The organism is Actinomadura latina NBRC 106108 (assembly GCF_001552195.1).
Lineage (GTDB): Bacteria > Actinomycetota > Actinomycetes > Streptosporangiales > Streptosporangiaceae > Spirillospora > Spirillospora latina.
In genome coordinates this window covers 1-12,375 of the sequence record NZ_BCQS01000023.1, presented here as the reverse complement: position 1 = coordinate 12,375, position 12,375 = coordinate 1, and the positions used below count along the sequence as shown (strand labels likewise).

Here is a 12,375-nt window from a genome sequence, read left to right as displayed (position 1 = left end):
GGACCGATTGTGTCATCGATCACCCCCGGCTCCTACCGTTTTCTTCTCTTTGGCCCGTTCAGGCCGCCCGCGCCGCCAACCTTATTGACCACCCGTCAATAGTGGGCGAGGATGGCCGCCAGGATCCGACCGACCGCCGGGAGGCCCGCTTGCCCGCCGCAGCCCCGATCCCCGCCCCCGACCGGCTGGCGGAGCGGCTCGCCGACCGCGACGTCCTGCGCACGCTGGCCGCCGAACCCCTCGTCGGCCTCGCCGCCGGGCGGGCGCTGCTCATGCAGCTCGCCCACCCGGGCGTCGCCCGCGGCGTCGCCGAGCACAGCGACTTCGCCGACCGGCCCCTCGCCCGTCTGTTCGGCACCCTCGACTTCCTGCTCATCACCACGTTCGGGACGCCGGAGCAGGTCGCGCGGATCGCGGCGAAGGTCCGCGGCATCCACACGACGGTCCGCGGCGAGGGCTACTCCGGCAACGACCCCGCCCTCCAGATGTGGGTCAACGCGACGCTCATCGACTCGGCCCTGTACATCCACGAGACGCTGATGCGGCCCGGCGACACCGACCCGGAGGAGTACTACCGGCAGGCCCGGATCGTCGCCGAGGTCCTCGGCTGCCCGCTGGAGGCGCAGCCGCCCGACCTGGCGGCGTTCCGCGCCTACATGGCCGACACGCTCGCCGCGCTGGAGGTCACCGGCGAGGCCCGCGAGGTCGCCGGCGCCGTCCTGTGGCCGCGCAAGCTCCGCGTCCTGCTCCCCGGCCTCGTCGTGTTCCGGCTGGTCACCGCCGCGCTGCTGCCCGAGCGGCTGCGCGAGGAGTACGGGCTGGCGTGGACGCCGGCCCGCCGCCGCGCCGCCGCGCTGCTGCTGTGGAGCGCCTCCGCCGGCCACCGGGTGACGCCCCGGTTCCTGCGGCGCCCGCCGCAGCCCCTCCTGGTCCGGCTGGCGAGCCACCGCGTGAACCGCACGCTGTCCGCGCGCCGCGCCCGCCGCCGCGACGAGCGCCCCTAGCCGACGGACGAGTACGCGACGACGCCGCGGCGCATCGCGTCCATCGCGCGGCGGGCGGTCTTGCGGATGTGGCTGTTCGGCGGGGCCGCGTCGACGATCTGGCCGAGCAGGTCCAGCAGCTGCTTGACCGCGCGGACGAAGTCGCCCGCGGTCAGGTCGCTCTCCAGCAGCACCTCGTCGAGGTCGTCGCCCTTCGCCCACCGGTACGCCGTCCACGCGAACCCCAGGTCGGGCTCCCGCAGGAACGACACCCGGTTGTCGCGCTCGACGGCGTCCAGCTGCCCCCACAGCCGCACCATCGCGGCGAGGGCGTCCTGCGCGGCGCCCGCCGGGGTGCGGGGCGGGGTGGCGTCGTCGGGCTGCCGCGACTCGTACACCAGCGCCGACACGCACGCGGCCAGCTCGGCGTGGCCGAGCTTCTCCCACAGCCCCTCGCGGAGGCTCTCGGCGGTCAGCAGGTCCAGCTCGTTGTAGATGCGGCCAAGGCGGCGGCCCTCGTCGGTGACCGAGTCGCCGTCGAGGTAGCCGAGCTGCTCCAGCACCCCGCAGACCCGGTCGAACGTGCGGGCGATCACCTGGGAGCGGCCCTCGACGCGGCGGCGCAGCTGCTCGGTCTCCCGGTCGAGGCGGTGGTACCGCTCCGCCCAGCGGGCGTGGTCCTCGCGCTGGTCGCAGCCGTGCACCGGGTGGCGGCGCAGATCGGCGCGCAACCGGGCGACCTCGGCGTCCTCGGCGGCGGCCGAGTCGGCCCGGGCCCGCTTGCGGTCGCGGACGTCGTCGGGCACCCGGTTGCGCAGCGTGGACGCCAGGTCGCGGCGGTCCTGCGGGTTGCGGGGGCTGAACGACTTCGGGATCCGGATCCGGTCGACCGGCTCCACCGCGCGCGGGAAGTCCTGGATCGACAGCCGCTGCACCGACCGGTTGATCGTCAGCACCAGCGGCGCGGGCCCGTCCGAGCGGCGCCCCACCCCGGGGTCGAGGACGACGGCGAGGCCGGTGCGCCGCCCCGACGGCACGATGATCACGTCGCCGGGCCGCAGGCGCTCCAGCGACTTCGCCGCCTCGGCGCGGCGGGCCCCGGCGCGCTCCCGGGACAGCTCGGACTCCCGGTCCGACAGCCGCCGCCGCATCGCCGCGTACTCCATGAAGTCGCCGAGGTGGCACTGCGCGGCCTTGGCGTACCCCTCCAGGGCCTCCTCGTTCTTGTGGACCTGCCGGGCCAGCCCCACCACCGCGCGGTCGGCCTGGAACTGCGCGAACGACTCCTCCAGCAGCGTCCGGGCCCGCTCGTTCCCGACGGCGCCGACGAGGTTCACCGCCATGTTGTACGACGGCCGGAAACTGGAGTTCAGCGGGTAGGTGCGGGTGCCGGCGAGCCCGGCGACCGACGCCGGCTCCACGCTCGGGCCCCACACCACGACGGCGTGGCCCTCCACGTCGATGCCGCGCCGCCCGGCGCGGCCGGTCAGCTGCGTGTACTCGCCCGGGGTCAGGTCGACGTGCGCCTCCCCGTTCCACTTGTCGAGCTTCTCGATCACGACGGTGCGGGCCGGCATGTTGATGCCGAGCGCCAGCGTCTCCGTCGCGAACACCGCCTTGATCATCCCGCGGGTGAACAGCTCCTCGACGATCTCCTTGAACGTCGGCAGCATCCCGGCGTGGTGGGCGGCGACACCGCGCGACAGGCCCTCCAGGAAGTCGCCGTAGCCGAGGATCCGCAGGTCCTCCGGCGCGATGTCGGCGGTGCGCAGCTCGGCGTGCGCGCGGATCTCCTCCGACTCCTCCTTCGACGTCAGCCGGATCCCCGCGTGCAGGCACTGCAGGACGGCGGCGTCGCAGCCCGCGCGGGAGAAGATGAACGTGATCGCCGGGAGCAGCCCGGCGCGCTCCAGCCGCTCGATCACGTCCGGCCGCGCCGGGGGCCGGAACCGCTGCGGGCGCGGCGCGCGGCGGCGGCCGGTGCGGCGGCCCTGGTTGACCTTGGCGCGGCGGACCTCCTCCACCGCCATCCGCGTCAGCTGCGGGTTCAGCCGCGCCTGCCGGTCCTTGCCCTTGCCCGTGTCGACGAAGAGGTCGTACAGGCGGGTGCCGACGAGCATGTGCTGGAACAGCGGGACGGGACGGTGCTCGTCCACGATCACGGCCGTGTCGCCGCGGACCTCGTGCAGCCACTCGCCGAACTCCTCGGCGTTCGACACCGTCGCCGACAGCGCCACGATCCGCACCGAGTCCGGAACGTGGATGATCACCTCTTCCCACACGGCGCCGCGGAACCGGTCGGCGAGGTAATGCACCTCGTCCATCACGACGAACGCCAGCCCCGCGAGGGTCTGCGACCCCGCGTACAGCATGTTCCGCAGCACCTCGGTCGTCATCACGACGATCGGCGCCTCGCCGTTCACGCTGTTGTCGCCGGTGAGCAGCCCCACCTTCTCCGGCCCGTACCGGCGGACGAGGTCGGCGTACTTCTGGTTCGACAGCGCCTTGATCGGCGTGGTGTAGAAGCACTTGGTGCCGGTGGTCAGCGCCAGGTGGACGGCGAACTCCCCCACCACCGTCTTCCCGGATCCGGTGGGCGCGGCGACCAGCACGCCGCTGCCGTCCTCCAGCGCCCGGCACGCCTCCAGCTGGAACGGGTCCAGCTCGAAGTCGTACAGGGTGCGGAAGTCCAGCAGGGCCGGGCCGTTCCCGGCGGTGCGCCTGCGGTAGGCGGCGTACCGCTGGGCCGGGGTCTCGCCGGCCGACGTGGTGTCGGGGGTGGTCATACCTTCGAGCCTACGGTTTCGACCGGCCCGATACCCAATTCACGGGCGCCGCGCTCCGCGGGCGCCGTGATCGCGGACGGCGGTCAGCGGGGGGCGGTCAGCGGGGCGCGTCGCCCTTCTCCAGCTCGGCGTCGATCGCCTCCAGGTCCAGCGGGGACGCCTCGTCGTCCGCCAGGCCCGCGTACGGGTCGGGGCGGCGGGCGCGGCGGCGGTCGTTCAGGAACGCCAGCAGCGCCGCGATCTCGAACAGCAGCACGGTCGGCAGCGCCAGCGCCAGCATCGTGAACGGGTCGGCGCTCGGCGTGGCGACCGCCGCGAACACGAAGATGCCGAACAGGATCATCCGCTGCATCCGGCGGATCCGCGCCGAGCTCAGCACCCCCGCCAGGTTCAGGACCACCACGAACAGCGGGAGCTCGAACGTCAGCCCGAACACCAGCAGCATCGTCAGCACGTAACTGAGATAGCTGTCGACGGTGATCAGCGGTTTGACGTCGTCGGCGACGAACCCCAGGAAGATCGCCAGGCCCTTGTCGACGGTCACGTACGCCAGCGCCGTGCCGACGAAGAACAGCGGGACCGCCGCGCCCAGGAACACGTACGTCCAGCGCCGCTCCCGGCTGTACAGGCCCGGCGCGATGAACGCCCACAGCTGGTACAGCCAGACCGGCGCGGAGATGACCCCGCCGATGATGCAGGAGATCTTCAGCTTCAGGAAGAACGAGGAGAAGATCCCGTTGACGAACAGGGAGCACTCGTCCTTGTCGACCACGTGGGACTGCGGCAGCGAGCAGTACGGCTGCTTCAGGAAGTCCCACACCGGGTCGAACAGCAGCCAGCCGACGATCGCGCCGACCACGAAGGCCAGGATCGCCTTGATCAACCGGTTGCGCAACTCACGGAGATGGTCCATGAGGGGCATGCGGCCGTCGGGGGCGGCGGCATCGTGCCTGCTCAGCTTCATCGTCGGCATTCAGGCTCGGGGGTCGGCGAGGGAATCGTCGCGGCGGGCGGGGGCCGTCAGCCCTGGCGCAGCTTGCCGGGGTCCGACACCGGCACGCCCTGGATCGGCTCACCGGAGCCGATCGCGCCGCGCGGCCGCTGGCCCGCCTCGCCCGCCGCCGCCTCGCGGTCCAGCCGCGCCGCCTCCTCGCGGAGCCGCGCCGCCTTCTCCCTCGGGTCCTCGCTCTGCGCCGCCGGGGCCGCCTGCGCGGGCCGGTCCGCGGGCGCGTCGTCATCGTCCTCGCGCAGGCCCTTGGTCTCGGCCTTCAGGATCCGCGCCGACTTGCCCAGCGACCGCGCGAGCTGCGGAAGCTTCGCCGACCCGAAGATCAGCACGACGACCAGCAGGATGATGAGCAGTTCGGGAGTCCCGATGTTCGGCATGACAATCCTCTTCAGCAGAATGGCACTCAGGCCGATCGTACGCCCTCATCCGGCGTTTGTGACGGCCGAGGCTCGGGGAGACGGGAGAGTTCATCGCGCAGCGCCGACTGTTTCGGCTCCAGCCGCCGCCGGGTGCGTTCCAGTTCACGGCCGAAGCGCCGCACGCCCAGCCACACCCTGAAGGCGCACCACGCGAGCACGGCCAGGCCGGCGAAGCCCAGCGACACCGACACCGCGACCCACATCACGCCCGCCACGCTATCCGATCCGTCACGCCAAGCCGTACCGCGCCAGTGCGCGAGCCGCGTCCTCGCGGACCCCGGCGGCGACGCCCTCGGGCGCCACCACGCGGCCCTGGTCGCCGAGCCGCAGCGCCAGGCCCCGCACCCACCGCGCGTCCGGGGTCCGCAGGACGACCCGCAGCCGTCCCTCCCCCAGCTCCTCCACGCTCTCGCACGGGTAGTAGTCGGCCACCCACCGGCCGCGCGCCGTCAGCTCCAGCGTGACCGCCTCGTCCTGCGGCGACGGCCGGAACAGGCCCGCGTCCACGTCGATCGGCTCGGCCTCGTCCGGCACCTGCGCGGGCACGTCCAGCACCGCCAGGTCGGCGATCCGGTCCAGCTTGAACAGCCGCACCGCCTCCGCCCGCCGGCACCACCCCTCCAGGTAGGTGTTGCCCTCCACGACCAGCAGCCGCATCGGGTCGACGTCCCGCTCGGTGTTCTCGTCCCGCGCCGGCACGTAGTAGGTGAGGTGCACCCTGCGGCGCGCCGCGATCGCGTCCCGCAGCACCCCGACGGCGGTGCGGGCCGGATCGGCCGTCCCGCCGTAGGCGTCCACCTCCACCGAGACCTGGCTGGACACCGCCGCGGCCTCCCCCGCCGCGCTCTCCAGCTTCGCGATCACCCGGCTGAGCGCGTCCCGGTCGTCCAGATCCGGGATCCCCGCCAGCATCCGCAGCGCCACCAGCAGCGCCGACGCCTCGTCCACCTTCAGCCGCAGCGGCCGCGCGATCGACTCCGCCTCCGCCACCGTGATCTCCCCGCCCTCGTAGGACAGGTCGATCGGGCAGTACGGGTCGGGCGCGCGCAGCTCCACGCACCACAGCAGGTTCAGGTCGTCGATCAGCTGCTTCTCGGTCACCCCGAACGCGGCCGCCGCCTCGCCGAGCGCCACCGAGTCGCGGTTCACCACATAGGGGACGAGCGCCAGCAGCCGCCCCAGCCGGCCGGTCGACGTCGTCGCCGCGGTCCTGCCGCTCATCGGACCCTCTCCTCCCCCGCCGGGTGCCCACCGGCGCCCGCCAGCACCGACTTCAGGTGCTGGATCACCGCCTCCCGCAGATCCGGCGGGTCGAGCACCACCACATCGTCGGCGAACCGCGCCAGGTACGGCGCGAACCGGTCCGCGTCGCGGAACGTCAGAGTCGCCTCGTCCCAGTCGCCGCCGCCCGCCTCGCCCGCCTCGCCCGCCTCGCCCGCCGCGGGCCGCACGTCGCGCGCCCACCGCCGCGGGCCCTGCGCCGCGCCGCGCCGCAGCCGCACCGTCGCCGGCCGCGGCTCGCTCACCGGGTCGCCCCAGTCGAACGCGATGCGCCGCACGTCCACCCCGTCCGGGACCGTCACCGACCCGGCCGGGCCGTCCGCCGCGACCTCGCCCACGACCCGGCTCAGCCGGAACACCCGCTGCTCGTCGCGGTCGCGGTCGAACCCCACCACGTACCAGCGGCCCCGCCGGCTCACCACGCCCCACGGCTCCAGATGCCGCCGCGCCACCGACGTCCGCCCGATGCCCTGGTAGTCGAACGCCACCGGGCGGGCGTCCCGCACCGCCTCCCACAGCGCCGCGAACGCCGGCTCGTGGGTGTTCAGCCGCGGCTCGATGCCCACCGCGGGCGCCGCGTCCGCCTCCACTCCGGCCGCGCGCAGCTTCAGCAGCGCCCCCGACGCCGCCTCGGCCATGCTCGCCCGCTGCCATACCCGCGCCGCGAGGCCCAGCACCGCCGCCTCGTCCGGCGTCAGGTGGATGTCGGGCAGCTCGTAGGCCTGCGGCGGGATCCGGTACCCGATCTCCTCGCCGCCGCCGCCCTGCAGGTCGCTGCCGACCTCCAGCGGGACGCCGAGCTCGCGCAGCTCCTCCTTGTCCCGCTCGAACATGCGCTTGAACGCCTCGTCGGAGTCCGGGTAGCCGGGCACCGCCCGGCGGATCTGCTCGGCCGTCAGATAGCGCCGGGTCGCGAGCAGGCAGACCACCAGATTCAGCAGGCGCTCGGTCTTGCGCCGCGACACTCCGCCACCACCTCGTTCCCTCCGTGTTCCCCGTATGGGCCCCGCCCCCGCCGGGTGTGCCCATCGCCCCCGCGAGCCGTCCCGCAGGACGCTACCGTTTCCCGGTGTGATCCGATGGCGCAAAGGCACAGTTGAGGACATCCGCCACGAATGGCCGGGGGCGGTCGAGCTGAACGTCTCGATCGGGGACGACGGCACGCACCGCGCACTGGCCTATCCCGCCCTGGTGGGCCGGCCCGAACCGGGCGATACCGTCCTGCTCAACACTACGGCCTTGGCGATGGGCCTCGGCACCGGCGGCTACGCGATGGTCGTCGCGGTCCCCGACCGGCTCCCGCCCGACCCCACCGGCCCCGGCCACCTCGTCAAGGCCCGCTACACCCCCCTGCAGGCCACCGTCCTCGGCGCCGACGAGCAGGACTCCCCCCACCACGACCTGCTCCGCGACGCCGACTCCCTCGACGGCATGCCCGTCATCGTCGCCGACCTGCACTCCGCGCTGCCGCCCATCCTCGCCGCGCTACTGGACTCCCGGCCGTCCACGCGCGTCGTGTACGTCATGCCGGACGGCGCCGCGCTGCCGTCCTGGTTCTCCATGTCCATCGCGCGGCTGAAGGACGCCGGGGCCCTCACCGCCACCGTCACCGCCGGGCAGGCGTACGGCGGCGACCTCGAAGCCGTCACCGTCCACACCGGTCTCCTCGCCGCCCGGCTCGTCCTGGACGCCGAGGTCGCCGTCCTCGCCCAGGGGCCCGGCAACCTCGGGACCGGGACGAAGTGGGGCTTCTCCGGCGTCTCGGCCGGCGAGGCCGTCAACGCGGCGTCGGTCCTCGGCGGCCGGCCGGTCGCCTCCCTGCGCGTCAGCGAGGGCGACAGGCGGGAACGCCACATCGGCGTCTCCCACCACTCCCTCACCGCCTACGGCCGCGTCGCGCTCGCCGCGGCCGACGTCCCCGTCCCCGAACTCGGCGGCGCGTTCGGCGCCCGCGTCGCCGCCGAGGCCGCCCCCCTCGGCGACCGGCACCGCCTCGTCCCCGTCCCCGTCGACGGCCTCCACGACGCCCTCAGGGCCGCCGAGAAGAACTGGGGCGTCCGCCTGTCCACCATGGGCCGCAGCCTCGACGAGGACCTCCCCTACTTCCTCACCGCCGCCGCCGCCGGCCGCCACACCGCCACCCTGCTCGGCTAACCGGCCGACGAGGCCGCGGGCTCTGCGTCCGCGGCCTCCGCAGCGGCTGCGGCCTCCTCGGCCTCCGCGGCCGTGTAGGCCGAACTGAACGTGAACGCGCGGGCGGACGGGCCCTGCGCGCGGAGCAGCGCGAGGCGCTCCATGGCCTCCGCCACCGTCGGGACGCGGCCCGCCGGGATCCACCACAGGACGAGGTGCGCCTCACCGTGCCGCCGGAACCACTCGCGGCGGCGGCGCATCGTCTCCAGATGGGGGCTGCGGTAGACGAAGTCCCACAGCGCCTCCGCCGACTCCCACACCGAGAAATTGACGATCACGTCGTCGCCCGCCGGACGCATGCCGGTGGCGTCGGGCCGCCCCTCCTCCACCAGCCGCCACACGAAACCCGGCGCCGCGTCGGCGAGGGCGTTCACCGGGTCCAGCAGCGCGACGAAGTCCTCCGCGCGCGGGTCGTCCAGCGGGAAGCGGAGCGCGGCGACGTTGAACTGGGCGAGGTGGTACCGGGTGCCTTCGGTCATGATCCCCAGCCCACCACGGCGCCCGCTTCTATGTCAATCCTGATTGTTTTTAGAAGGTTCGGCCGCCACACAGCACCACCCCGGACGCGGATCCATCCGCACCCGGACCGCCGACCCCTCCGTCAACCCCTCCAGCAACGCCAGATTCATCCCGCACACCAGCGGCGGAAACGCCTCCGCCACCGTATGGAACGGGCAGTTCCGCATCCGGAGCACACCGCCGTCCCCATCCAGGACAGGCTCATAGCCGCGCTCGGCCAGCACCCCCGCCAGGTCACCGATGCCGCCGCACCACCCCCGCAGCGCCCTCCCCCGCCGGCGCGCCGCGTCCTGCAACTCCATGTCCAGACCCGCCGACTCGGCCGCCTCCGCCAGCAGACCCGCCGCCGTCCGGTAATCCCGCGCCGGCACCGACACGCCCCGCTCCCCCGCCGACCGCCGGTACACCTTCGCCGGACGCCCCGCACCCGGCCCCGACCGGCCCGTCAGCCGCCGGCTCCCCGCCTCCAGCAACCCCGCGTCCGCGAGCTTGTCCAGATGGAACGCCGCCAGCGTCCGCGCGACACCCGCCGCCTCCGCCGCCTCATTGCGCCCCACCTCGCGCCCCTGCGCGGCCACGTACTCGTACAGCCGCCGCCGCACCGGATCCTGCAGCAGCGCGATCGCGTCGATGTCCTCCACCCCGCCATTCTAAGAACAACGAGGATGCGGATTAGAGCCGCCGGTCAGCTCGCACCCAGCAGATCCACCACGAAGACGAGCGTGTCGTCCCCCTTGATCCCCGCCTGCGCCAGCCCCTTCTTCCCGTACCCCAGCGACGGCGGCACCACCAGCAGCATCCGGCTCCCCACCCGCTGCCCGACGAGACCCTGATCCCAGCCCTTCATCACCTGGCCGGTCCCGATCGGCACCGCACGCGGGCCCGCCTTCGACCACGACGCATCGAACACCTGCCCGTTCCGCCAGAAATACCCCGCATACTGCAGCACCACCAGCTGCTCCTTGCGCACCGCCGGACCGTCCCCCTGCACCAGCGCCCGCACCTGCAGCTTCTTCGGCGGCGCCGACCGCGGCATCGTCACCACCGGCGCCCGCCCCGCCGGCGCCTCCGCCACCCTCGGCAACCCCGGCTCGGTCAACGGCGCCGCTTTCTTCCCGTGCGGGCCCGCCGTCTTCGAATACACCGCCCGCACGTCCAGCACGTACACCAGCGTGTCGCCCGCCCCCACCTGATGCTTCGGATCACCCTCCGCACCGAAACCGTCCCCCGGCGGAATCCGCGCCACCACCCGCGACCCCGCCCGCGCCCCCTCGAACGCCTTCACCAGCCCCGGCACCAGCTGACCCGTCGGAAACGCCCCCGGCTGCCCCTTCGAGTAACTGCTCGCCAGCAGCTTCCGCCCGTTCTTGCTCCACCGGTAACCCACATAGTCGGCCACCACCAGATCACCCTTGCGGGCCGCCGTCCCCTTCCCCTCCTTCAGCGTCTCCACCGCCAGAGAGTCGCCCGGCGCGCCCTTCGGGAACTTCACCTCCGGCAACTTCCCGAAATCGCCACGCACCGTGACATCCACCCCATCGCCGCCCCAACACCCCGCCACTAGCGCCAACGGCGCGGCGAGCACGACGGCCACGGACAACGACCGGAAACGACGGCGCATACGGGGGCCCTCCGAGGGGTGACGACCGCTACTGCGCGCTCACCCTACCGCCCAGGTGACCTGCCGGTAGCCTCCGGCGCGCGTGTCGCGCCGGAGGCCGCCGCACAGCCCGCTACATCCCCGCGATCAGCTTGTCGACCCGCTCGTCCACCGACCGGAACGGATCCTTGCACAGCACCGTCCGCTGCGCCTGATCGTTCAGCTTCAGATGCACCCAGTCCACCGTGAAATCACGCCGCTTCTCCTGCGCCTTCCGGATGAACTCGCCCCGCAGCCGCGCCCGCGTCGTCTGCGGCGGAACCGACTTCGCCTCGAAAATGTCGAGGTCACGGGCCACCCGATCCACCGACCCCCGCTTCTCCAGCAGGTAGTACAGGCCGCGGTCGCGATGCACATCGTGGTACGTCAGATCGAGCTGCGCCACACGCGGCGACGACAGCGGCAGATCGTACTTCCGCCGGTACCGCTCGATCAGCTTGTACTTCGTCACCCAGTCGATCTCACGCGACACCAGATCCAGATCACCGGTCTCCACCGCGCGCAGCGTCCGCTCCCACAGCTCCAGCACCCGCTTCGCCGTCGCGTCCCCGCCCCGCGCGTCCACGAAATCGCGCGCCTTCCCGAAATACTCCTTCTGGATCTCCAGCGAACTCGCCTCCCGGCCGTTCGCCAGCCGCACCTTCCGCCGGCCCGTCATGTCATGGCTCACCTCGCGGATCGCCCGGATCGGGTTCTCCAGCGTCAGATCCCGCATCACCACCCCGGCCTCGATCATCCGCAGCACCAGATCGGTCGCCCCGACCTTCAGCAGCATCGTCGTCTCACTCATGTTCGAGTCACCGACGATCACATGCAGCCGCCGGAACCGCTCCGCGTCCGCGTGCGGCTCGTCCCGCGTATTGATGATCGGACGCGACCTCGTCGTCGCCGACGACACGCCCTCCCAGATGTGCTCCGCCCGCTGCGACACGCAGTACACCGCACCCCGCGGCGTCTGCAGCACCTTCCCCGCCCCGCAGATGATCTGCCGCGTGACGAGGTACGGGATCAGGACGTCGGCCAGCCGCCCGAACTCCCCGTGCCGCCCCACCAGATAGTTCTCGTGACAGCCGTACGAGTTCCCCGCCGAGTCCGTGTTGTTCTTGAACAGGTAGATGTCACCGGCGATGCCCTCCTCACGGAGCCGCCGCTCGGCGTCCACCAGCAGACCCTCCAGGATCCGCTCCCCCGCCTTGTCATGCGTCACCAGATCCACGACGCTGTCGCACTCCGGCGTCGCGTACTCCGGGTGACTCCCCACGTCCAGATAGAGCCGCGCCCCGTTCCGCAGGAACACGTTGCTGCTACGACCCCACGACACCACCCTCCGGAACAGATAGCGCGCCACCTCGTCCGGTGACAACCGCCGCTGCCCGCGGAACGTACACGTGACGCCGTACTCGTTCTCAAGCCCGAAGATGCGCCTGTCCACACCAAGACCCTATGCGGCGCGACCCCCACTTGGCAGTCTCTCGACCCCACCGTTTCCCGCGAACCCCGCACCGCCCGCGACACGGCGGGCCCG

12 protein-coding genes are annotated in these 12,375 nt (G+C 72.8%); 2 read left to right on the top strand and 10 right to left on the bottom strand.

Annotation, left to right across the window (positions count from 1 at the left end; translation table 11 throughout):
• Positions 1-149: 149 nt before the first annotated feature.
• On the top strand, positions 150-1,004 hold the full coding sequence (locus tag AL2_RS26155) for an oxygenase MpaB family protein (protein ID WP_083946930.1): 855 nt from the start codon (positions 150-152) through the stop codon (positions 1,002-1,004).
• Here the strand turns inward: AL2_RS26155 and AL2_RS26150 are convergent.
• The 6 genes from AL2_RS26150 to AL2_RS26125 all read right to left on the bottom strand — a co-directional run bounded on the left by AL2_RS26150 (position 1,001) and on the right by AL2_RS26125 (position 7,443).
• On the bottom strand, positions 1,001-3,769 hold the full coding sequence (locus AL2_RS26150) for a DEAD/DEAH box helicase (RefSeq protein WP_067638034.1): 2,769 nt from the start codon (positions 3,767-3,769) through the stop codon (positions 1,001-1,003). The genes AL2_RS26155 and AL2_RS26150 overlap by 4 nt on opposite strands.
• A 97-nt stretch (positions 3,770-3,866) precedes the next feature.
• A complete protein-coding gene (tatC, locus tag AL2_RS26145) occupies positions 3,867-4,733 on the bottom strand; it encodes a twin-arginine translocase subunit TatC (protein ID WP_083946929.1) in 867 nt (288 codons plus the stop codon).
• Between the two features lie 56 nt (positions 4,734-4,789).
• Complete coding sequence (gene tatA / locus AL2_RS26140; RefSeq protein WP_067638030.1) at positions 4,790-5,155, bottom strand: Sec-independent protein translocase subunit TatA; 366 nt, start codon at positions 5,153-5,155, stop codon at positions 4,790-4,792.
• Between the two features lie 26 nt (positions 5,156-5,181).
• Entirely contained in the window at positions 5,182-5,412 is a 231-nt protein-coding gene (locus AL2_RS26135) for a hypothetical protein (RefSeq protein ID WP_245666942.1), read from the bottom strand.
• 13 nt (positions 5,413-5,425) lie between these two features.
• Entirely contained in the window at positions 5,426-6,418 is a 993-nt protein-coding gene (locus AL2_RS26130; RefSeq protein WP_067638028.1) for a helix-turn-helix transcriptional regulator, read from the bottom strand.
• Positions 6,415-7,443, bottom strand: coding sequence for a helix-turn-helix transcriptional regulator (locus AL2_RS26125; RefSeq protein WP_067638027.1), 1,029 nt, complete (start codon positions 7,441-7,443; stop codon positions 6,415-6,417). The genes AL2_RS26130 and AL2_RS26125 overlap by 4 nt, the downstream gene beginning before the upstream one ends.
• A 106-nt stretch (positions 7,444-7,549) precedes the next feature.
• Here AL2_RS26125 and AL2_RS26120 point away from each other — a divergent pair, with 106 nt between their 5' ends.
• Entirely contained in the window at positions 7,550-8,632 is a 1,083-nt protein-coding gene (locus tag AL2_RS26120) for a DUF3866 family protein (protein ID WP_245666940.1), read from the top strand.
• Here AL2_RS26120 and AL2_RS26115 read toward each other — a convergent pair.
• The 4 genes from AL2_RS26115 to pafA all read right to left on the bottom strand — a co-directional run bounded on the left by AL2_RS26115 (position 8,629) and on the right by pafA (position 12,282).
• Positions 8,629-9,150: a DUF3291 domain-containing protein gene (locus tag AL2_RS26115; protein ID WP_067638025.1), complete on the bottom strand. Its 522-nt coding sequence runs from the start codon at positions 9,148-9,150 to the stop codon at positions 8,629-8,631. The genes AL2_RS26120 and AL2_RS26115 overlap by 4 nt on opposite strands.
• 33 nt (positions 9,151-9,183) lie before the next feature.
• On the bottom strand, positions 9,184-9,831 hold the full coding sequence (locus tag AL2_RS26110; RefSeq protein WP_067638023.1) for a helix-turn-helix transcriptional regulator: 648 nt from the start codon (positions 9,829-9,831) through the stop codon (positions 9,184-9,186).
• 44 nt (positions 9,832-9,875) lie between these two features.
• On the bottom strand, positions 9,876-10,784 hold the full coding sequence (locus AL2_RS26105; protein WP_168444878.1) for an FKBP-type peptidyl-prolyl cis-trans isomerase: 909 nt from the start codon (positions 10,782-10,784) through the stop codon (positions 9,876-9,878).
• Positions 10,785-10,923: 139 nt separating this feature from the next.
• Entirely contained in the window at positions 10,924-12,282 is a 1,359-nt protein-coding gene (pafA, locus tag AL2_RS26100; protein ID WP_067638019.1) for a Pup--protein ligase, read from the bottom strand.
• Positions 12,283-12,375 lie beyond the last annotated feature (93 nt).

What these genes read in the sequence shown, in the direction of transcription:
- tatA (WP_067638030.1), bottom strand. Translation starts at nt 5,155, where the DNA reads ATGCCGAACATCGGGACTCCCGAACTGCTCATCATCCTGCTGGTCGTC.
- AL2_RS26150 (WP_067638034.1), bottom strand. Translation starts at nt 3,769, where the DNA reads ATGACCACCCCCGACACCACGTCGGCCGGCGAGACCCCGGCCCAGCGG.
- tatC (WP_083946929.1), bottom strand. Translation starts at nt 4,733, where the DNA reads ATGAAGCTGAGCAGGCACGATGCCGCCGCCCCCGACGGCCGCATGCCC.
- AL2_RS26115 (WP_067638025.1), bottom strand. Translation starts at nt 9,150, where the DNA reads ATGACCGAAGGCACCCGGTACCACCTCGCCCAGTTCAACGTCGCCGCG.
- AL2_RS26130 (WP_067638028.1), bottom strand. Translation starts at nt 6,418, where the DNA reads ATGAGCGGCAGGACCGCGGCGACGACGTCGACCGGCCGGCTGGGGCGG.